19 protein-coding genes are annotated in these 19,671 nt (G+C 62.1%); 10 read left to right on the plus strand and 9 right to left on the minus strand.

What is annotated here, in order from left to right; genetic code table 11:
• Positions 1-66: 66 nt before the first annotated feature.
• Entirely contained in the window at positions 67-1,413 is a 1,347-nt protein-coding gene (locus tag FNL14_RS12070; RefSeq protein WP_142060345.1) for an MFS transporter, read from the minus strand.
• 218 nt (positions 1,414-1,631) lie between these two features.
• Here FNL14_RS12070 and FNL14_RS12075 point away from each other — a divergent pair, with 218 nt between their 5' ends.
• The 4 genes from FNL14_RS12075 (at position 1,632) to FNL14_RS12090 (ending at position 5,203) form a co-directional block, all read left to right on the plus strand.
• The gene (locus FNL14_RS12075; protein ID WP_142060347.1) at positions 1,632-2,510 is read left to right on the plus strand and encodes an NAD(P)-binding domain-containing protein; all 879 of its coding nucleotides are present in this window, start codon (positions 1,632-1,634) and stop codon (positions 2,508-2,510) included.
• A gap of 52 nt (positions 2,511-2,562) precedes the next feature.
• The gene (locus FNL14_RS12080) at positions 2,563-3,348 is read left to right on the plus strand and encodes an SDR family oxidoreductase (RefSeq protein ID WP_142060349.1); all 786 of its coding nucleotides are present in this window, start codon (positions 2,563-2,565) and stop codon (positions 3,346-3,348) included.
• A gap of 72 nt (positions 3,349-3,420) precedes the next feature.
• Positions 3,421-4,356: a dihydrodipicolinate synthase family protein gene (locus FNL14_RS12085; protein ID WP_142060351.1), complete on the plus strand. Its 936-nt coding sequence runs from the start codon at positions 3,421-3,423 to the stop codon at positions 4,354-4,356.
• 184 nt (positions 4,357-4,540) lie between these two features.
• Complete coding sequence (locus tag FNL14_RS12090) at positions 4,541-5,203, plus strand: GntR family transcriptional regulator (RefSeq protein ID WP_142060354.1); 663 nt, start codon at positions 4,541-4,543, stop codon at positions 5,201-5,203.
• Positions 5,204-5,645: 442 nt separating this feature from the next.
• On the opposite strand, the gene FNL14_RS12095 is transcribed toward FNL14_RS12090, so the two are convergent.
• The 5 genes from FNL14_RS12095 to FNL14_RS12115 form a co-directional block, all read right to left on the minus strand.
• Positions 5,646-5,963 (minus strand): hypothetical protein, encoded by a 318-nt coding sequence (locus FNL14_RS12095; RefSeq protein WP_142060356.1) that lies wholly within the window; start codon positions 5,961-5,963, stop codon positions 5,646-5,648.
• Positions 5,964-6,062: 99 nt separating this feature from the next.
• A complete protein-coding gene (locus tag FNL14_RS12100; RefSeq protein WP_142060359.1) occupies positions 6,063-6,701 on the minus strand; it encodes a GntR family transcriptional regulator in 639 nt (212 codons plus the stop codon).
• Positions 6,702-6,768: 67 nt separating this feature from the next.
• The gene (locus FNL14_RS12105) at positions 6,769-7,401 is read right to left on the minus strand and encodes a 4-carboxy-4-hydroxy-2-oxoadipate aldolase/oxaloacetate decarboxylase (RefSeq protein ID WP_142060361.1); all 633 of its coding nucleotides are present in this window, start codon (positions 7,399-7,401) and stop codon (positions 6,769-6,771) included.
• Entirely contained in the window at positions 7,401-8,771 is a 1,371-nt protein-coding gene (locus tag FNL14_RS12110) for an MFS transporter (protein ID WP_142060364.1), read from the minus strand. The genes FNL14_RS12105 and FNL14_RS12110 overlap by 1 nt, the downstream gene beginning before the upstream one ends.
• Positions 8,768-9,667, minus strand: coding sequence for a DUF1932 domain-containing protein (locus FNL14_RS12115; RefSeq protein ID WP_181762614.1), 900 nt, complete (start codon positions 9,665-9,667; stop codon positions 8,768-8,770). Before FNL14_RS12115 ends, FNL14_RS12110 begins: the two co-directional genes overlap by 4 nt.
• Positions 9,668-10,299: 632 nt before the next feature.
• Here FNL14_RS12115 and FNL14_RS12120 point away from each other — a divergent pair.
• The 3 genes from FNL14_RS12120 to FNL14_RS12130 all read left to right on the plus strand — a co-directional run bounded on the left by FNL14_RS12120 (position 10,300) and on the right by FNL14_RS12130 (position 11,454).
• Entirely contained in the window at positions 10,300-10,599 is a 300-nt protein-coding gene (locus tag FNL14_RS12120; RefSeq protein WP_142060368.1) for a DUF4193 domain-containing protein, read from the plus strand.
• Complete coding sequence (locus tag FNL14_RS12125; protein WP_142060370.1) at positions 10,571-10,990, plus strand: hypothetical protein; 420 nt, start codon at positions 10,571-10,573, stop codon at positions 10,988-10,990. The genes FNL14_RS12120 and FNL14_RS12125 overlap by 29 nt, the downstream gene beginning before the upstream one ends.
• A gap of 191 nt (positions 10,991-11,181) precedes the next feature.
• Positions 11,182-11,454, plus strand: a complete 273-nt coding sequence (locus FNL14_RS12130; RefSeq protein WP_255470812.1) for a hypothetical protein — start codon at positions 11,182-11,184, stop codon at positions 11,452-11,454.
• A 624-nt stretch (positions 11,455-12,078) separates the two neighbouring features.
• Here the strand turns inward: FNL14_RS12130 and FNL14_RS12135 are convergent.
• From FNL14_RS12135 to FNL14_RS12145, 3 genes are all read right to left on the minus strand, one after another.
• Positions 12,079-14,229 carry a glycogen debranching N-terminal domain-containing protein gene (locus FNL14_RS12135; protein ID WP_142060372.1) on the minus strand — a complete coding sequence of 717 codons (2,151 nt, stop codon included), beginning with the start codon at positions 14,227-14,229 and terminating at the stop codon, positions 12,079-12,081.
• A 512-nt stretch (positions 14,230-14,741) separates the two neighbouring features.
• Positions 14,742-15,797, minus strand: coding sequence for an MBL fold metallo-hydrolase (locus FNL14_RS12140; protein WP_142060374.1), 1,056 nt, complete (start codon positions 15,795-15,797; stop codon positions 14,742-14,744).
• 7 nt (positions 15,798-15,804) lie between these two features.
• Positions 15,805-16,920 carry an acyl-CoA dehydrogenase family protein gene (locus FNL14_RS12145; RefSeq protein ID WP_142060376.1) on the minus strand — a complete coding sequence of 372 codons (1,116 nt, stop codon included), beginning with the start codon at positions 16,918-16,920 and terminating at the stop codon, positions 15,805-15,807.
• A gap of 234 nt (positions 16,921-17,154) precedes the next feature.
• On the opposite strand from FNL14_RS12145, the gene FNL14_RS12150 reads away from it, so the two are divergent.
• From FNL14_RS12150 to FNL14_RS12160, 3 genes are all read left to right on the plus strand, one after another.
• Complete coding sequence (locus FNL14_RS12150) at positions 17,155-17,814, plus strand: PaaI family thioesterase (protein ID WP_142060378.1); 660 nt, start codon at positions 17,155-17,157, stop codon at positions 17,812-17,814.
• 201 nt (positions 17,815-18,015) lie between these two features.
• Entirely contained in the window at positions 18,016-19,251 is a 1,236-nt protein-coding gene (locus tag FNL14_RS12155; RefSeq protein ID WP_142060380.1) for an NAD(P)/FAD-dependent oxidoreductase, read from the plus strand.
• A gap of 12 nt (positions 19,252-19,263) precedes the next feature.
• Positions 19,264-19,602 carry a 2Fe-2S iron-sulfur cluster-binding protein gene (locus FNL14_RS12160; protein ID WP_142060382.1) on the plus strand — a complete coding sequence of 113 codons (339 nt, stop codon included), beginning with the start codon at positions 19,264-19,266 and terminating at the stop codon, positions 19,600-19,602.
• Positions 19,603-19,671: the final 69 nt, after the last annotated feature.

A 19,671-nucleotide genomic window follows, 5' to 3' on the forward strand; every position in this document is an offset into this window, starting at 1 on the left:
GCCGCCGGCGGGCGGCCGGCGGCACTTCACATGTTGTGTTCCTGTTGGAAGGCTTTCCGGACCGGGTTAGTTGGTTGCGGTTTTTGCTGTGCGGGTGTCCGTGGCCTGCGGTTCGTCGATGGGGGTGACGACCTTTAGGCGCAGGACCGTGACGGCGGCGATGACGAGCAGGCCGGCGACGAAGAACAGGCCGACGTAGACCGAGCCGGTGGCTTCATTGGCCGCTCCGAGCGCGAAGGGTCCGAAGAAGCCGCCGAGGTTGGCCAGGGCGTTGATCCAGGCCAGTCCGCTTGCTGCGGCGGCCCCGGTGAGGAACATGCTCGGCAGTGACCAGAAGGGTCCGTACGGGACGTACATGCACACGGTGATCAGGGAGATCAGTGCCACGGACAAGATGATGTCGGTGTGGAAGAAGCCGAGGATGATCAGGGCGGCGGCGCCAAGGAGATAGGGGCCTGCGACGTGGAAGCGGCGTTCCCCGGTCTTGTCCGAGTGTCGTGCCCAGAAGATCATTGCGATTGTTGCCAGGACGTAGGGCAGTGCAGTGAGCAGTCCCACGGTGGTGGCACTTGTGCTCTTGGAGATCGAGGCCATGATCGAGGGGGTGAAGAAGACAAGCGCGTAGATGCCGTTTGATTTGGCGAAGTAGATTACTGCCATCGCCAGGACGCGGGCGTTGATGAGGACCTTCCACTTGGAGAAGTTTCCGTGCGAGGCGACCTTGCGTGCACGTTCAAATTCCAGGCGTGCTTCGAGTTCATCCTTCTGTCCCTGGGTCAGCCACTTCGCCTTGGCGGGGCTGTCGACCAGGAGCTTCAGGGCGAACGGCGCCAGGAGCACGGCGAAGCCGCCTTCGAGCAGGAACATCCAGCGCCAGCTTTCCCAGCCCAGCCAATGGATGTTGTCCAGGATCAGCCCCGAGACCGGGCCGGCGATGACAGTGGCCACCGGGAGAGCGACCATGAACATGGCTACCGTGCGGGCGCGTTCCTTTTCCGGGAACCAGTAGGTAAGGAACAGGATGATGCCGGGGAAGAATCCTGCCTCGGCGATGCCAAGCAGAATGCGCACGATGAGCAGTGTCTGTCCGGAATCCACGAAGGCCGTTGCGGCGGCCAGGATGCCCCAGGAGAGAACGATGCGGGTGATCCACTTCCGGGCTCCGAACTTCTGCAGCAGCAGGTTGCTCGGTACTTCGAAGACGAAGTAGCCGATGAAAAACGCGCCGCTGAGGATGCCGAAGACTGCCGGGGTGATGCCCAGGTCAGCTTCAAGGTGCTTGGCGGTGAAGCCAATGTTTGCCCTGTCAATGAACGCGGCAATGTACAAGATCATCAGGAACGGCAGCAGCCGCCACTTGATGATTTTGATAGTCCGCGGATCCACCTGAGGCGGATGGGTTGTAGCAGTCATGAGTGTTGCTCCAAGCTTCGTCGATTGGGGAGGTATTGCGATTACCTTGTGCCCTTGATCGGGGGAACCGCACCTTCCGGGACCATATGATCCAGATCACCAGTTGTACACATAAAGTACTATCTTAATCAAACACCGTCAATGCTTCCCCGACTTTTAGCGGGTTCTTGCCAAGATTGTGTTTCGATTGTACTTTTGAAAGCGGAAGGGAGCGAGTAATGAAGCTTGCAATCATTGGATGCGGGGAAGTGGGACGGCTCTATGCCGCGGCCGCTGCCCCCCACTTCGAACTGGTCCTGTGCGATGCCTACCCATCGGCAGCCGCGCAGGAGCTGGCAGAACAACTGGGCGTGGAACTCAAAAGCTCCATCGGCCCCTGGCTCGCTGATATGGACCGTGTGTGGGCCTGCGTGACCGGTGATGTTGCAGTCGCCGTCGCCGAGCAGGCTTCTGGCCACATCAGTGCAGGAGCGCTTTACGCCGACCTGAGCACCGCGAACTCCGCCGACAAGCGAAAAGCAGCTGAGCTGTTGGAAGCAAAGTCAGCCGGATACGTGGACATCGCCATCATGGGTGCCGTCGGGCTGACCGAAGTAAGGACAAATCTTCTCGCAGCCGGCACGGACGCCGCCTCAGCAGTCACCGACTTCGGCCACCTTGGTGCCCCTGCAAGGGCCCTGGAAAACGCCACCGCCGGTGACGCCATCGCGCTTAAGCTGCTGAGGACAGTCCTGACCAAGGGGCTCGAGGCGCTGGGCGTCGAGGCGTTGATCGCTGCCGAAAGCCAAGGCGTCCGCGCCGAGCTCTACCGGGTGCTGGAGGACATCGACACCGAGGGGTTCACAAACTTCCTTAACGCCGTCGTCCGCACCCACGTCCTCCACGCCGAGCGCCGGTCCCACGAAGTTGACCGTGCCATCGCACAGCTGGACGAAGCAGGACTGCCCTCATCAGTGCTCGCCGGAACGCGTGAGCGCTATGAACAAACAGTCCAGGCACTGAAGGACTCGGCCCCAGCGCCGGGCACAGCAGAAAACATCGACTCGGCAGTCTCATGGCTGCTCGAATCCTCACAAGCTGCCAAGGCCATCGCCTAAAGCAGCACCACATTCGCGCCCCGCCGGGCACGAGAAAACGTAAGGAAAAACAATGGATCTGGGAATTAAAGACAAGGTCGCCCTCGTACTGGGCGCCGGCGGAGGCCTGGGCGGCGCTATTGCCCGCTCCCTCGCCGCTGAAGGCGCCAAGGTCGCTGTCGCGGACATCGAATCAAAGTACGCAGATGTCACCACCGCTGCCATCAACGCTGCCGGTGGCACCGCCAAGTCCTTCGCGTGGGACCTTGCCGACGTCAGTGCCATCGATCAGAAGGTCGCAGAAATCGAGGCGGAGCTGGGGCCGATCGATATTCTGGTCAACAACACCGGCGGCCCGCCCCCCACGCTGGTCCACGGCCAGCCCACCGAGACCTGGAACTCCTACTTCCAGTCCATGGTCCTGCCCGTCATCGCGCTGACCGACCGCGTGCTTCCGGGCATGAAGGAACGCGGCTGGGGCCGGATCATCACCAGCACCAGCTCCGGAGTCATCGCCCCGATCGCTAACCTGGGCCTGTCCAACTCCCTGCGGTCAACCCTGGTCGGCTGGTCCAAGACCCTCGCCCGGGAAGTCGGCCCCTTCGGGATCACGTCCAACATCGTCCTTCCGGGGCGCATCGCAACCGGCCGCATCACCGCCCTGGACGAGGCAAAAGCCCAGCGCGAGAACCGCCCCGTCGCAGACGTCACGGCCGAAAGCACCGCCTCCATCCCCGTCCAGCGCTACGGCAACCCGGACGAATACGGCCAGACCGTCACGTTCCTCGCCGGAACCGGTGCCTCCTACATCACCGGTTCGGTCGTCCGGATCGATGGCGGCCTGATCCCCAGCGTCTAACCGGGACCGTCCCGGTCCTTTCACCTGGTGGCCGGCACACGCCGGCCACCACCCGAGAAGGAAAGCCACACCATGAAACTCAACCGCACGGAAAAGGGCGTCTACGCGATCGCCCCGACGCCTTTCTCGGACAACGGAGAAATCGATTTTCCCTCCATTGACCGGCTCGTCGATTTCTACAAAGACGCCGGCGTCAACGGAATCACCGTCCTCGGAGCCCTGGGCGAAGCACCCAAACTCACCACCGAGGAAGCAGAAGCCGTCGCCGAACGCTTCATCAACCGCTCCGACCTCCCTGTCATCGTCGGCGTCTCCGCACCCGGCTACGCCGCCATGGGAGCCCTCTCCGCGAAGGTGATGTCCCTCGGCGCAGCCGGCGTGATGATCGCCCCGCCAGCCTCGCTCCGCACCGATGACCAGATCGTGAACTACTACCGCGGGGCCGCCGAAGCCATCGGCAAGGACACCCCGTTCGTGATCCAGGACTTCCCGCTGACCTTCTCGGTCATCATGGCAACCGACGTCATCCGCCGGATCGCTGTCGAGAACGAAAACGCCGTCATGCTCAAGCACGAGGACTGGCCCGGACTGGAAAAAATCAGCCAGCTCCGTGCGCTGGAAGAAGGCGGCAAGATCCCCCACCTGTCCATCCTCTGCGGCTTCGGCGGAGCCTTCCTGGACTTCGAAGTCGAACGCGGCGCAAACGGCGCCATGACCGGATACTGCTTCCCCGAAATGCTCGTTGACGTGGTCCGCATGTCGGCCGAAGGAGACCGTGACCTCGCGCACGACCTCTTCGACGCCCACCTCCCGCTGATCCGTTACGAACAGCAACCCGGCGCCGCCGGCCTCGCCGTGCGCAAATACGTCCTTAAAAGGCGCGGCGTTCTGACCTCCGACGCCCAGCGCAGCCCCGGCGGGAAACTGACCGAAACCGCCAAGGCAGAAGTCGAATACCTCCTCAGCCGGGTAGCAAGGCACGACCCACGAGCCAAACTCGACGCCTAAACCCGGACGGTGAAGCCCTGAAGCGCCGGTGTGAAGTCCTACCACCGGCGCTTCAGACCGTCCCGGCCCATCACGCCGCACAGCCCGGACGGATATTAGAGTGGACGTAGCTTCCCTGGATGCTACTTCCATCCGAGCACGGCGCGCTGGGCGCTGATGACACTTCCTAAAAAAGGGGCGAGGTATGGCTCAGCCGAGCACAAAAGTCTATGACCTGATCCGGAGCCGAATCATGTCCGGCACCTACGCGCCAGGACAGCATCTGGTCGAGACCGAAATCAGCCAGGAACTCAATGTCAGCAGGTCCCCGGTGCGAATGGCGCTCAAGCGACTGACCCAGGAGAGCCTGGTAACCACCGAATCGAACCGGGGCTCTTTCGTAGCCCAGTGGACCCGCAGCGACATCAACGAAGTCTTTGATCTGCGGCAAATGCTCGAATCCCGGGCAGCATCTCTTGCCGCACAATCGGCAACACCAGAGGAAATCGCGCGTCTAAAGTCACTCGTGGATGAAATGGCGGAACTGGCAAAACGCCGGGCCGAGGGATACCGTGACGACCTCCACCACAACAACCAAGCCTTCCACCTGCTCATCGTTTCCGCTGCCAGATCACCGCGGCTGTTCCAGTTCGTCAGGACCCTCACCGACACTTCCCTGACCCTGGGCACGTACTTCTACTATTCAGACGAGGACATCGACCGCAGCGTCCACTTCCACCGGGACCTAGCCAACGCGATAGCAAGCCGGAACTCTGCAGCCGCCGAAGCACTGATGGCCGCCCACCTTTGCCTGGCACACACCGCCTTCGAAACGAGCCGCTTCGGCAATGATGAGCAGAGCGCATGACCCTTCCGGCCCCCGCGGGCATCGAAAAGGTTTGATAACCGGTCTCCCTAGCCCTTGGATCCCAAAAAATGCGTAGGTGCCCGGCAGGAAGCCTTCAGCGCATCCGGTTTGCCGTCCGCAATAGCCCGAGGCCGCAGGTATTGGCAACCTAGACGAAGCCGGTGCTGCCTGGACCGCCTGGCCGGGGGCCGGTCACCGTGTGGCTGCGGCGGGTGAAAGCGGCGGCGGAAGCAACTCGCAGCGAACAGCATCTGCGTCGCCGACACATCAGTGACGGAACGGAGCCCTGCTGGCAGGGCCTGCGCGACCTCTTCGGCGGCGAGGCGGATGATCACTGACGGCTTACCTCTGGCTGGTCCAGGACAACGACGCTGGGCACAGGCTCTTCCATCGAACGGACGGATACACAACCCTGCTGGGCTCCCCTGCCTCCTGGAAGCCTTCAGGAGTATGCGTCCCGGGCGTAGGAATTATTCACGCCTGCGGGTGTTTTTTCGAATATCTGCTTTGTTGTCATGCGGTAGCTGAGTGCCCCGGACAGTTCCTGCGGTTTGACCCAGACCTGGTGGCCTTCGCCGGCTTCGAACATCTGCCGCGGCCCATGTCCGTCAGCGGCGATCCAGAGCGCGGAGGAGTCAGTCATTGCGTCTTCAACGAACCCTGTCCTGATCACCTTGGCGTGAAGGCGTATTTCCACGAAGGTGTTGAGCAGCAGGCTCCATTCCTCGTGTTTGTGGAGCGTTGCACGCTTCAAAGTCATCTCTGTGCTTTCGGGGTCATGGCAGGAAACGAGGGCTCCCGCCCGGCCGGGTGCCGTTCCTGTTTGTGGGCCGGGACGTACTGGGCCCGGCCGCTGCGCTCAGCGTCTGCGGGTGAGGGCGGCGTAGGAGGTCCGGAGGTGGCCTTCCATGAGGGCCCTGGCGCGGTGTTCATCCCGTTGGGTGATGGCGTCGACGATGAGGCGGTGGTCCTGGAGGCTGCGGTGGAGTTCGTCGGGGGAGTAGTACTGGAAGGAGCCGGACATGAGCGGGGCGAGGGCGAGGTCTTTGGCAATGTTGAACAGTCGGGGTGATGCTGCTGATTCGAGGATGAGCAGATGGAGTTCGTGGTTGAGTTCGGCGATCTCTGCCCTGTATCCATCTTGCTGGTTGCGGGCGATCTCGTCCATGCGGTCACACAGCCGGTTCAGCTCCTCAATTTGAGAGTCTGACCGGCTGTGTGCCGCAAGGCCTGCAGCGTGGGCTTCGAGCAGTGCCCGAATGGACATGACCTCGGCAGCGTCGGTGTTGGTCCATTCGGCGACGAAGACGCCCCGGTTAGGGGAGACAACGACAAGTCCTTCGTCGGCGAGCTCACGCAGGACTGCCCGGATTGGGGTGCGGCTGATTTCGTATTCAGTGCATAGTCCGCGTTCGGTCAGATGGCTTCCGGGAGGGAGTTTGCCGGTGGTGATTCTTCCGCGCAAATCCTCCAGAACGTCCTGCCGCTGCGTGACCAATCATCCTCCCGAGACCTGTCATGATCTCAACCGACCACGATGCTAGATGCTATTTTCCAGCCTAGTCTCAGGGCCGGGTGAGCCCGAGCAGGTCCAGGGTTGTTGCGCCTTCCCGGATCCGTGTCCTCATCTGTTCTTCCTTGAGTTCGCGGTGCTCCGAGGAGGTCAGGGCGGCGTCGATGTCGGCTGCTGCGACACGGACCAGGCCGTCTGCGTCGCCAACGAGGATGTCGCCGGGGTATACCACCACGCCGCCGATGGCGACGGGGACGTTGACCTTGCCCTTTTGGACCTTGGTGGTTTTGCGGATGCAGACGCCGCGGGTGAAGACGGGGAAACCGGATGAGATGATTTCCTGGCTGTCGCGGACGGCTCCGTCGATGACGAGTCCGGCGAGGCCGCGTTCCTGTGCGGCGAGGGTGAGGACGTCGCCCCAGGGTCCGGCCTGGGTGTAGCCCTTGGCGTCGACGACGAGGATGTCGCCTTCGCCGGCTTCGAGCAGGGCGACGTGGATGAACCAGTTGTCTGCCGGTTCCAGGTCCACGGTCACTACCCGGCCGGCGATTCGTGAGGTCGGATCCAAGGGCTTGATGGCCGGGTCGATGGCGTCTCGCTGGCCGTTGGCCTCGTACACGGTGGCGGCTCCGAGTGCTGCCAGCCGTGCCATGCGTGGATCTGTCAATTGGGTGATGGCGGTCATTACTTGTTGTCTCCTGTGGTGACGAGTTGTGCCTGTGCGTCGGCTTCTTCTTCGGCGATGCGTGCGGTTGCTTCTGCCTGCTTGACGAATTTCAGGCCGACAACCATGGCTGCGGCGATCAGGCAGGTGACGCTGACCATGGCCAGGCCCCAGTTGTTGTTGCCGGTGGAGTCCTTGAGGGCGCCGAACGCGAAGGGCCCGATGAATCCACCGAGGTTGGCCAGGGAGTTGATGGCTGCGAGTCCGACGGCTGCTGATTGTCCGGTGAGGAACAGGGAGGGCAGGGACCAGAACGGGCCGTAGGTGGCGTAGACGGCGACGGTGATGACGGTCAGCAGGACGATGGAGAGCAGCAGGTTGTTCACGGCGAACGGCATCAGTGCCAGGCCGAGGCCGGCGGCGATCAGCGGGATGCCGACGTGCCAGCGGCGTTCGCGCTTCTTGTCTGAGTGGCGGGCCCAGTAGACCATGAAGATTGCGGCGACGCCGTAGGGGACGGCGTTGATGTATCCGACGGCGGTGTTGCTGAGCTGGGTGGAGGCGGCGGCGATGATCTGCGGGGTGAAGAACGCAAGGACGTAGATTGCCACGGACTTGCTGTAGTAGATCAGGGACAGTGCCAGGACGCGGCCGCCGGCAAGGCTGCGCCAGAACGAGACGTGGCCGTGCCGCTGTACCTTGGCGTCGCGCTCGGCTTGAAGGGTTGTTTCCAGCCAGGTCTTCTCCTCCGTGGTGAGCCATTTGGCCTTTGCGGGGGAGTCCACGAGGACGAATAGGGTGACTGCCGCCAGGATGATGGCCGGCGCGCCCTGGAGGATGAAGACCCAGCGCCAGCTCTCCAGGCCGGCCCAGTGCACGTTGTCGAGGATGAGTCCGGACAGGGGTGCTGCGATGACGGTGGCCAGGGGCAGTGCGATCATGAAGAGCGCGACGACGCGGGCGCGTTCTCGTTCCGGGAACCAGTAGGACAGGTAGAGGATCACGCAGGGGAAGAAGCCGGCTTCGGCGACGCCCAGCAGTGTTCGGATGATGGCGAGTTGGGTGAAGTCCTGTACGAAGCCGCAGATCACGGCCACGATGCCCCATGAGACGAGGATGCGGGCGATCCATTTTCGGGCGCCGACCTTGCGCATGAGGATGTTGCTGGGTACTTCGAACAGGAAGTAGCCGATGGAGAAGAGCCCTGCTGCGAGACCGAACTGAGCTGTGGTTATGCCCAGGTCCGCGTTCATCTCTTTCGCGACGAAGCCGACGTTGGCGCGGTCGATGAAAGCGATGATGTAAAGGACCACCAAGAGGGGCAGGATCCGGAATTTGATCTTGCGGACAGTTGCGTCCCCGGTGCGGGGGCGGATTGCGGCGGCGCTCATGCCGACACCTCCTGGGGGGTAGATGCAGAAGTGGATTGCAATGCGAGTGTGTCGAGCCACTCGAGCGAAGCGTCAAAGGTGGAGCTGTCCGGGCCGCCAGTACTGTCAACATTCTGGGCGGTTGCCACGTACTTCTCCGCGACGTGGCGGGTCAGCTCCGACGGGTAACCCGCCCGGTCCAGCTGGGCAGCGGCTTCCAGCACTTCGGCGTGCCGACGGACCGCATGGGCTGGGTGGGTTGCGACCATGCTCTTGAGCAGGTCGGTAAACGGTGACTGGTCCACGTCGCTGAGCACTGTGTACAGCTGATCCAGGACACCGTAGGACCGGGCTGCGGGCAACGCCTCGATGGCGAGAGCTTCCAGTCCCTTCATGATGACTGAGCGCAGCAGCTTCACCGTCACGGCATCACCCGGAGCACTGTCCGGAAGGACACGCACGGGCGCCCCGGCAGAGGCAAGGAGCTCTTCAACGGCGGCGATGCGCGGCCCGGCATACAGCAGTGGCGTGCGAGCCCCGCTCAAGGCAACCGCGCCGGTGATGGCGATGTCGACGTAACCCAAACCGGCAGCGGCTGCCTTGGCGGCAGCTTCCCGCTTGGCCTGCGCCGCAGCGGTCGTCATATCCACGATTGTCGCACCGGCGCCCAAGTGCTGCACCAGCGGGGCAATCACGAACGGCAGAACCGAACCCGGAACGCAGACCAGGACTAGCTCCTGATCTGCAATCCATTCCGAAACCTCGGAGCGGACGGGGATCCCGGAGCTTTCGGACCAACTCACGGCCGCAGCAGGAGGCTGCGGGTCCGAGAGGGAAACAGTCTGGTCGGCGTTCCCCGTAAGCGCCTCAGCCCAGCACAGGCCAACCTGGCCAGAACCAATGATTGTGGTTTTCAAGACAGACTCCTTCGTCGCATGTCTCGGTGATGTGATGCAGTACACAGTACAATTTATGTACCATCTTAGCAAGTGCTGCGCCGTTAGTGCGGGTACTTGCCGTGATGGTACTTTTATGGCTCTTCTTGGATCGGGCCCGTGAGCAAGATTCGGGGGTCCGGCACGTTGAACCACAGGCCCCGGGTCCCTCTCAGTGGGGCCACATGGCCAGGTACGTTGCGGCTACCTTCGCCGCGCGACAGGATCCTGTTTTGAGTGTGCCGTTACCCTGCAGCGTCGGAGAACAGGGCAACAAATGGCGAAAGCAGCGCCATGGCCATCGTGCTCGACGGGCGGCTGGGACAATTCTTGGGTTACGGCTGGCGCCTTGAGCACTCCAGCCGGCACTGCTGCCGGATGCCGGCACAGACGGCCGCTGGCAAAGGTACCCCAAAAGCCTTGCCGCGGCCGGCGCCCGCAGCGCACTGGACGTGCCGTTGGAGCCAGCCAAGATGCATCGACAGCGTTGAACTTTGCCATTGCCACGGGTTTGTTAGAGGGGGAGGAACAGCACCGCTTTTTGGGGAATTCTTCGCATGTACTGTACGTTGCAGGACCGGTAACCCACCCCAACAGAGAAGAGATGCACCCCCGTGGCAACCGATTACGACGAACTGCGCACCGACGTTAAGGAGTCGCAGGAAAATTCGCTGGAGGCCCTGAAGTCCGCCAAAGCGCCGGATGCGAAGTCTGTGGTTCAGGAGCTCGACGAGGCTGACACCCTCGACGGCCTGACCCCAGGCGGCGAGTTCATAGCCGAAGAGCTCGTTGTGCAGGTCATTCCGCAGGCTGAGGATGAGTTCACCTGCTACTCGTGTTTCCTGGTCCGCCACCGTTCCCAGAAGGCGCGCGAGAAGGACGGCCATGCCTACTGTGTCGAATGTGAGGGCTGAGCCCCGCTACTGGCCGGCTGTCGCGGAGCGGCTCTGGGACAGCCTCCGCGAAGAATTCACCCTGCCAACCGCGGCAGAGATGGAGGCCCACTTCCGGTCTCTCGGCGAGCCCGAAGGGATGGGCCGGGCCGTCCGGGTGTTTATCGGCGAGGAAACCTTCTGCCCGGGCTTCCAACTCAAAGACGGGGTTCTCCACGAGCCCGTACTGCGGCTCTTAGACCACGCCATGGCGCTGAAGGTCCCGCACAACGTGTTCGCCGCGTGGATGGTCAGCCCGCTGTCAGCCGGGGCGTGCTCCAGACCCGTGGACATGCTGGACAGCATGACGCTGCTCCAGAGCTCCCTCGCTGCTTTCGTTGACAGGCACCGCCCGGTCGCCAAACGCCGTTGACGCCTTGATGGCTACTGTCCTTGGCCAGGTGTGCAGGATTCAAGGGTCTTCACCTGGTTTTGGGTTCTGATCTTCAGCAGTGCCACGTGAGGCTCGACTCTCTTGGAGCGAAAAAGGAATAGGGGAGCCTTCCAGCGCCTTGTGGCTGATGGGGCCGCTGACCTTTGGCTGCCTCATTCGAAAGGACCCTCTTGCCCACAGCTTTCATTCCCTTCACCATGCGCGCGTCAGCCCGTCATGACCACCGCGGCACCTTCCGCACTGACATTGAACGACTGAGCGCCGGACACCGGCACTGGGCGCCCCTTGACGTGCTCAGGTCCACGAATACCCAGGCTGTTTTCCGCGGTGCCGTGCCGAAGGGCGCACACACCGCGACTGATGCGAGCCTTGCACGCTTCCTCCAGGACCGTCTCGCCACTGTTGACATCCATCTGGACCTCAGCGTCACGATCGAGCGATAGCCGGCCCGAAAGGTCCCGGACCACGGTCCGGGGCTTTTCCTGTGCCCGCTATAGTCACGAGTCCGGTCAAGCCAAAGGAAGGCCAAAGGAGCAACAATCGGCGTGGCGTCAGAATAGGGCGGAATTACCGCTCTATTGACAGTCGCTCATGATGTTCTCAAATCCCACCCTGACAGTCGAATGGCAGGAAACCGAGGTGCGGTAGCCCGAGAACCATCAAAATAGGCTAAAGAATCGGGACTCGATGAGACTCGCTTGCAGCAGGAGCTGACGAATTCCCCTCTTGCGGCTCTACAGGTGGCTGAGAACAAGACCGAAGCCCCACCGGCAGGTGAATCCTCCCTTGCGAGACCGCCTTTACGTCAGGTTGGGGTGTGCTTCAACTTCACAAACTCAATGTCGAATCTGTAAGAGGCCGAGTGCTCCCCCCGCGTCCCCAGGCTTTGAGTGAGCCCTAAAGCGGAATGCTGTGGATCAGTTTGGAGGTTTACGCCCCGAAGGGGATAATACCAACTGCTTCACGGCTTTCGCGCGTGCCCGGGGTTGCCTTGTGTGGGTCCTTTGTCCGGCGGGTAGTGCTGATTGGATATCGGCTATAAGGGCCGGATCGGATGCACGGTCCAGCTACTCTGCGCGGCGCAGATGTTTCCGTTCCACGGGATCGGCAAGCGAGGGCCGGGCTTCCCTGTGGAGCACCATTCCTTCTGGCAAGCCCTCAACTGTGACACCGGCTGGGGATACGTCCACGGTTAGCCGCGCCTCGGCCAGTGGGGTGTTCGTGGCACGGAGGTTTCCCCATGTTTCTGGCAGAGCGGGATCGACCCAGAGTCCGCCTAGGGAGACGTCCGCGTCGTAGCGAAGTAGGCTCCGGAGAAGCATGACTGGGGTCGCTGAAGCCCAGGCCTGGGGTGAGCATGCAGTTGGGTAGGGGAGCGGCCGGGGATAGACAGAACGGCTGAACCCGCAAAACAATTCGGGAAGCCTGTTATCCGTATACTCGGCGGCCTCCATTAGTGCCGATGAGAGGGTCTGGGCTTCCTTTACGAAGCCGTAGCGCATCAGGCCAGCGACGATGAGTGCATTGTCATGTGGCCAGACGGAGCCGTTGTGGTAGCTGACCGGGTTGTACGCTCCCATGTCAGTTGCCAAGGTGCGGACGCCCCAGCCGCTGAACATTTCCGGGGAAAGGAGTCGGTCGGCGACCAGTTGTGCTTTGTCCTGATCCACTATGCCGGACCACAGGCAGTGCCCCATGTTCGAGGCGCAGGCGTCGACGGGCCGTTTGTCCCGGTCGAGTGCAACGGCATAGTAGCCGCGGTCCGGTAGCCAGAACACCTCGTTGAATTTCCTCTTCAACAGATCTGCGCGGTCAAGCAGTTCAGCTGCCAATGCCCTATCGCCAGCGGCTTTGGCAATCGATGCGCGGGCAATGTATGCGCTGTAGACGTAGCCCTGCACTTCACATAATGCGATAGGGGCCTCAGCGATACTGCCGTCGGCAAAGTTGATTCCATCCCAGGAGTCCTTCCAGCCCTGGTTGATGAGGCCTTGGTCGTTGAGGCGTTCGTACTCGACAAACCCGTCACCGTCGCGGTCGCCATAGTCCCGGATCCAGTCCAGAGCACGGTCCGCATGCGGCAGCAGTGCGGCAATTTCCTCGGTGGGCATTCCCCACCGGGTGACTTCGCCGAGCAGGGTCACGAAGAGGGGGGTGGCATCGGCGGTGCCGTAGTAGGCGGACTTTCCGCCGAGCATCAAACCGGTGCCTACGCCGAGCCGCACTTCGTGGAGGATGCGCCCAGGCTGTTCCTCTGTCAGCAGATCCACCGCCGAGCCCTGCCTCTCTGCCAAGGTCTGCAGTGTACCCAATGCCAATGACGCGTCGATGGGCGCGATCATGAAGGAAGCTAGGAGTGAGTCCCGCCCAAAAAGAGCCATGAACCAGGGCGCACCTGCTGCAACGACCATGCGATCCGGATGCTGAGGGTCCACGATGCGGAGGGCCCCCATGTCGTCGTGACTGCGCAGGACAGTCCGTTCAATAGAGGGATTGCCGATGCGTAGAGCAGGGATCTGGGCTACCCAGGCCTTTTGTCGCTGGTCCTGTGCTGAGGGTGTGGGAGAAGCGAAAAGGATCGGTGCTACCTCCCCGTTGTCCAGGTCCGGGACTACGGCTAGCCGGACGCTCCACTCGCCATGCGCGGATACGATCGCTGTAAAGCGGAGTCCTTCGGCGGTGACTATGCCACCCGGCGCGCGCACAGAGACACCCTTCCGTAGATCCTGCCAGATGGCCTCGATGTGCACTCCGTCGCCCTCCGAGCGCCGTGCCTGTTCCCACCGCCGTTGGTATCGTCCGTCCTTGACTTCGAAGAGATCGGCGAAGTCGGCGTCCACGGAAAGCTCAACATTGCACGTCACGGGCTGTGGGGCGAAGTTGTAAATCGTGATGTACTCCAGAATGCCGGCCCCCAACTCACGTCTGCGCTCGACAGTCAGTGGGCTATCCGCGCGGCTTTCGACCCCCACCGCCCGGCCAACGTAAATTCCTTGGTAAGGCGAAGGCGTCCACGCGCCCAGAGGCTCCAGCGGCTGGCCGTTGATTGTGAGACCCCAGCGCGACAAAACTCTGGTGTCCTGATGGAAGACGCCGTGAGGGAGTTGAGGGGAAATGTCCCCGTTCTGAGTCGAGATGCAGAAGGACGACCCTTCCACGAGGGTAATGGCACCTTGTCCTGCGGGGCCCGCCTCATTGTCGGCATTCCATCCGGCCATCGCTGGCTCCTTTGCAAGCGCCCGCCAACTTCTATTGACCTGAATCTACGCCCGCACGCAAACGGGCACCATATGGGGACGTGGACTTTTGGCGAACAGGCCGCTTAGATGACGCCCCTCAAGGCCTAAAGCGCAAGAGCGACGTCGACCATCTAAAGAACCCCTTTTTTAGGGACCGCCAGGCGGGCCAGCGTCAGGGACCGCTGGCCCGCATTTCCAACCGCCAGATCTTGGGCGAAACTGACGACCCAACATTTTGGTTACCGCCTATACACGTCCCCGCAAGGAGATCCATTCCAGTCCGGCCGCTGCTCTCCTGCAGTCCGCCGACGACCCGCTTTCAGGCTTCCAGGGATAGGCATTTTGCCGTTGCACAGCTATGGCGCGTCCAGCGCTTATGGGCGAATTGAGCAAGTCAAAGCCAACAATAAAAGGATGGATTTCCTCAGTCCTTGCTTGGACATATGCGGAAGCTGCTGCCCCGATAGGCCTTCCCGCCGTCCACTGGGCTTTTAGGTGGAGGAAATGTCGCCTTTTCCTGGCGGGAGCCCCGGGACACCTTCGTGGGCTCCGGATGTAACGAGGTACTGGATATGGGCCGCAGTCTCAGACAACGCGAGTCGCAATGAAGTGTGTTGGAGCGACTCCCACCCCCGGGACCAGGTCAACTTGCGGGCCGTCTCGTAGACGCTTGCCGCGCCGGATTCGAGCGCCGTATGGACCTCGCGTGTGCGTTCCTGCGAATGCCGCTCTAATTCTTCCGCCCGTTGGGCGAGACCGCGAAACCGGTATTCGTGAGCGGGGCAGACCTCGTAGTGGTCGTTGAGGGCTACCCTACGCAGCGAGTCAATATTCCTTCGCAGTGGATCGGTTTCGCCGCGAATGGCCAGGGATACATTGGGCGTGATCCGTGGGAGGACGTGGTCGCCAGAAAGGACCAGCTCTGCGGCATCGTCCCATAGGCAGATGTGGCCTGGTGTGTGTCCGGGGGTGGCCATGATTCGCATATCGCGGCCGGCCAATTGGAGGGCCTGACCATCCGCTAGCCTGTAATCCGGGTCGGGCAGGTTACGCATGCGCCGGAGGCCGCGTGCAGTGATGGCCACTTCCGGAACCGTAACGTCCGGTACGCCCCACGCCCGCATCCGGTCCTGATCAAGCCTGACCTCGCTGTGCTCGTCCTTGTAGGCCGAGATGTAGCGTCGTTCGTCAGCGCCGAGGGCGATCCAAGCGCCAGCTTGATCTGCCACCCGACGGGCCATCCCCAGGTGGTCAATGTGGTGGTGCGTGGCAATTACGCCGGTCACCTCGTTTGGACCGATACCCAATGACGCCAAGGCCTTGACAAGCTGGCGGTGTCCCTCGTCACTGTCGAAGCCGGGGTCCACTACGACGCATTGGCTGTCGTCGCTCAGGATATAGGACAGGGTGTAACGCATGGGGTGGCGGGGAAATACTACCGGCACGCTGAGCACACCCTCCGCGACGTGCTCGACCGGAGGATAAACATTGTTGACCCACGCGGTGCGCTGCGCCGTCCCGGTGATCACCAGTCCCTCGGTCTGCATGGCCGCCCTAGAGCCCCATGAGCTGCGCTGCCCGCTCACGGTGGTAGTCAGGAGTGCCGAAAAGCAACTCGTTAGCCTTGGCGCGGCGGAAGTACAAGTGAGCGGTGTGCTCCCACGTGAAGCCGATACCGCCGTGAATTTGTATGTTGTCGTACGCTGCCTTGACGTAGGCATCGGCCGTCAATGCGTGGGCCATGGCAGCTTCGAAAGGCAGCTGTCCTGGGTCCTCATCAGCAGCCTGGGCCACCCGGTGGGCAGCGGCCCGGGCCATTTCAACTTCGAGCAGCATGTCCGCCATCTTTTGCTTGATGGCCTGGTAGCTGCCAATGACCTTCCCGAACTGCTTACGGGTTCTGGCATATTCGGCCGATTCCTCCACGATGCGCAGCGCCCCGCCGGCATTCTCCGAGGCGAGTGCCACCGAGACCAGAACGAGCATGTTCTGCAACGCTTCCCATCCGGTTCCTTCCGCCCCGAGTAGCGTCCCCGGCGCAGCCTGAAGAATGAGACGGCTCTGGCGCCGGGTGATGTCCAGCGTCTCCTGCGCCTCGATAGTGAGCCCGTCTGCAGTCGCATCAACAGCGAAAAGGGAGATGCCGGCGGCGGTCCGGGCTGCGACAATGACCATGGTCGCGGAAACGGCGTCCAGGACGTGTAGCTTCGTGCCACTCAGTTTCCACGTGTTGCCATCAAAGTTCGCCTCCGTCGTAATTCCTTCGGGTTCGAAGGACGCCGAGGATTCCAGCAATGCAACCGTAGCGATAGTGGTTCCCTCGGCGATGCCGGGAAGATAGCGCTGCTTGGCGGCCGCGTCGTCGGTTGCCAAGATCAGGTTCGCGCCGAGGGCGATGCTGGAGAAAAACGGCGTGGTGGCAAGCGCCCTGCCAAGTTCTTCAATGACGATATTCAGCTCGATCTGGCCGGCTCCAGATCCCTCGAACTCATCGGGGATCGCAATGCCCTGCAGACCGAGTTCTGTTGCCATCTTCTCCCAGACCGCGGGGTCGTAGCCGAGCTCGGACTCGGCCATGCGTCGAATGGCGGCTTCCCCGAAGTTTTCCTCACAGAACCTTCGAACCATCCGTCGGAGATCCGACTGCTCCGCGTTGAAGACCGACGCCATCGGGACCTGCTTTCTCCGGGCAAAAGTCCGGTGCATTTTTTTGTAATGGTTTGACCATAATCTACTTCTCGGCCGTCCGCCGGTCAAGGGTCAGATGCCGCGCAGGCTAGGTGCGCACCAACGCACCGGCGACTTGCCCCCACGGGTAGCAGATGATTGCGGCGGCCTCGAGGGGTGGCCTTCTGTTCACTGATATGGTTAATTGGTTCTACCATTGATACTAGGGAGGTTGGTATGACCCATATAACCGTTACCGGTGATGTTGCCGCCGCACCAGTCGGTTCACCGGAGTCCGAGGCGCACAGCGTCCTCGCCGAATATGCAGCGGGGGTAAACCGCCGTATGTCAGCTGCTCTGGTGGGGAAGACCGGTGATGACCTGGTGCGTTGCTTGTCCGAGGAGGTGGAGGCTCTTCGTGCGGCCATTGCGGACCCAGCACTCGTGCAGGGGGCTACAGTAGCGGCCAATCCCCCCAAGTATGACCGGAAGGGACGCATACGCATCGACACGAATCCCGTCTTAAGTCACCGGAATCCGATTGCCCCTCCAATGAGCCTCGTGCGCGATGGGAAAGAGTGCGCGTTCACGGTAGTCCTGCCCTTGCAGTACCAAGGGCCTCCCGGAAGTCTGCATGGGGGCTATTTCGCCGTCCTGCTCGACGAGGTGCTCTGGTACGCCGTACGGCAAAATGTCGCTGGCATCAGCTTCACCCGCGAACTGACCGTCAGCTACGAACGTCCCGTTCCACTCTTCAAAGAAATCACCATCACGGGACGGGTAACCTCCGTCGACGGACGCAAGTCCTATGCCGAGGGAGAGATCCTTGCCGACGGGGAGATTTGCGCTCGGGGCACAGGGTTGTGGATCGCGCCGAAACCTCAGACGGGTAAGTAGAAAAAATTCCCGCGAAACCTCGGGCTTTCACTCACCGAAAGAAGCGGCTGTGGTGCACATCATATCTGCCAGCATTGGTGCAAGCCCAGAGGCCGGACCCGCAGCCAGCCACAACCCCAGTAAACCGATTGCGGGACCGCGCCGGATGATCCCCACCGTTGAACCGCGCGAGCGGTACACCCTGCATTAAGGAAAAGTGCCATGCCTGAGGAAGCAATCATTATCATCGGAGCCGGACACGCCGGCGTGCAGACCGCGGTGCGTTTGCGGGAACTTGAATGGGCCGGCCGCATTGTCATCGTGGCTCCCGACGCGGACGAGCCGTACGAACGGCCACCGCTCTCCAAGGACTTCCTTAAAGCTTCAGAGGACGAGGTGGTCCCGTTGCGGCGTCCAGGCTACTACGAAAGCAAAGGCATCGAGAGGATTTCTGCGCTGGTTACAGAGATTCGGACCCGTGAGGCACAGGTTGTGCTGGCCGATGGACGAACTCTCGCTTACCACAAACTGGTCCTTGCTCCAGGCTCACAGGCCCGTAAACTCACCGTCCCCGGCGCCGAGCTTCCGGGCGTCCACCTGCTCAAGACGCGTGAGGACGCCCGGGCACTCAAGAAGGCACTCATTCAGGGGGCCAGAGTTGTCGTCATCGGAGCCGGATACATCGGGCTCGAGGTAGCGGCGGCGGCCGCAGCGCTGGGATGCGAAACGACGGTCCTGGAGTTCCAGGACAGGGTGATGAGCCGGGTAACCTCCGAGCCGGTCTCACACTTTTTCGAGCAGCTTCACAGCAATCACGGAACCGCCTTGGTCTTCGGCGCGGCGGTCACAGAACTTCGTGGCAAGGGAAGGGTCGAGGAGGTTCGGACAGCCGACGGCTCTGTCTACCCCGCCAACATCGTAGTGGCCGGAGTTGGTGTCGTCCCCCTCCAGGAGCTTGCTTCCGGGGCCGGCCTCGATACGGCGGACGGGATTATCGTCGACGGCGATAGCCGCACCTCCGACCCGCACATCTACGCCGCCGGCGACGCCACGCGCTACATCGATGCGGCGGACGGAATCAACCGGCGATTGGAAAGCATCCAGAGCGCCGTCGCCCAAGGCATTAGTGCCGCCAACCACATCATGGGCGTCCCGCCGGGTAAGCGCGAGGTTCCTTGGTTCTGGACCGTCCAACACGGCGTGCGTCTGCAGACCGCCGGTCTTCGCCACCCGGACGACACCGTCATTGTCCGGGGACTGGACGGGGTCGCGCCCTTCTCCGTGCTTTACCTCCGGGATGGCCGCCTAGCTTCGATCGACACTGTCGGGTCCCTAAAGGACTTCACTCCGGGCAAGAAACTCATCGCGGCCGGGGCGCTCCTCGACCCCGTGCTAGCGGCCGATCCAACAACAAAACTAACCGATGCAGTCCGTGACCTCGTCACGTACGAAGCCTAGGAGGCGAGAACCATGACCACCACCAAAACCATTACCAAGATCAATGTCATCGACCGCGACGGCGGTGAGCGCCGTGTCGATTGGGAACCCGAGCAGTCGCTGATGGAGACACTGCGGGACAATGACTTCCCGATTCTGGCCTCCTGCGGCGGGACAGCATCGTGTGCCACATGCCATGTCTTCGTGCCTAAGGAAGTCATGCCCCACTTGGAGCCGCGCAGTGAGGACGAACTGGAGCTGCTGGAAGACGCCGAGTGCTACGACGAAACCAGGTCCCGGCTCTCCTGCCAGGTCCGGCACGACGTGAAGCTGGACGACCTCCGGGTCGTCATCGCACCCGAAGAAGACTAGTAAACCGAGCCGGGCCGAGGCGCTTCCGCCGGGTCCCTGGCGTCACTGCAGAACACAACAAAGGAGTTG

The sequence above is a fragment of the Pseudarthrobacter sp. B4EP4b genome (assembly GCF_006680095.1).
Lineage (GTDB): Bacteria > Actinomycetota > Actinomycetes > Actinomycetales > Micrococcaceae > Arthrobacter.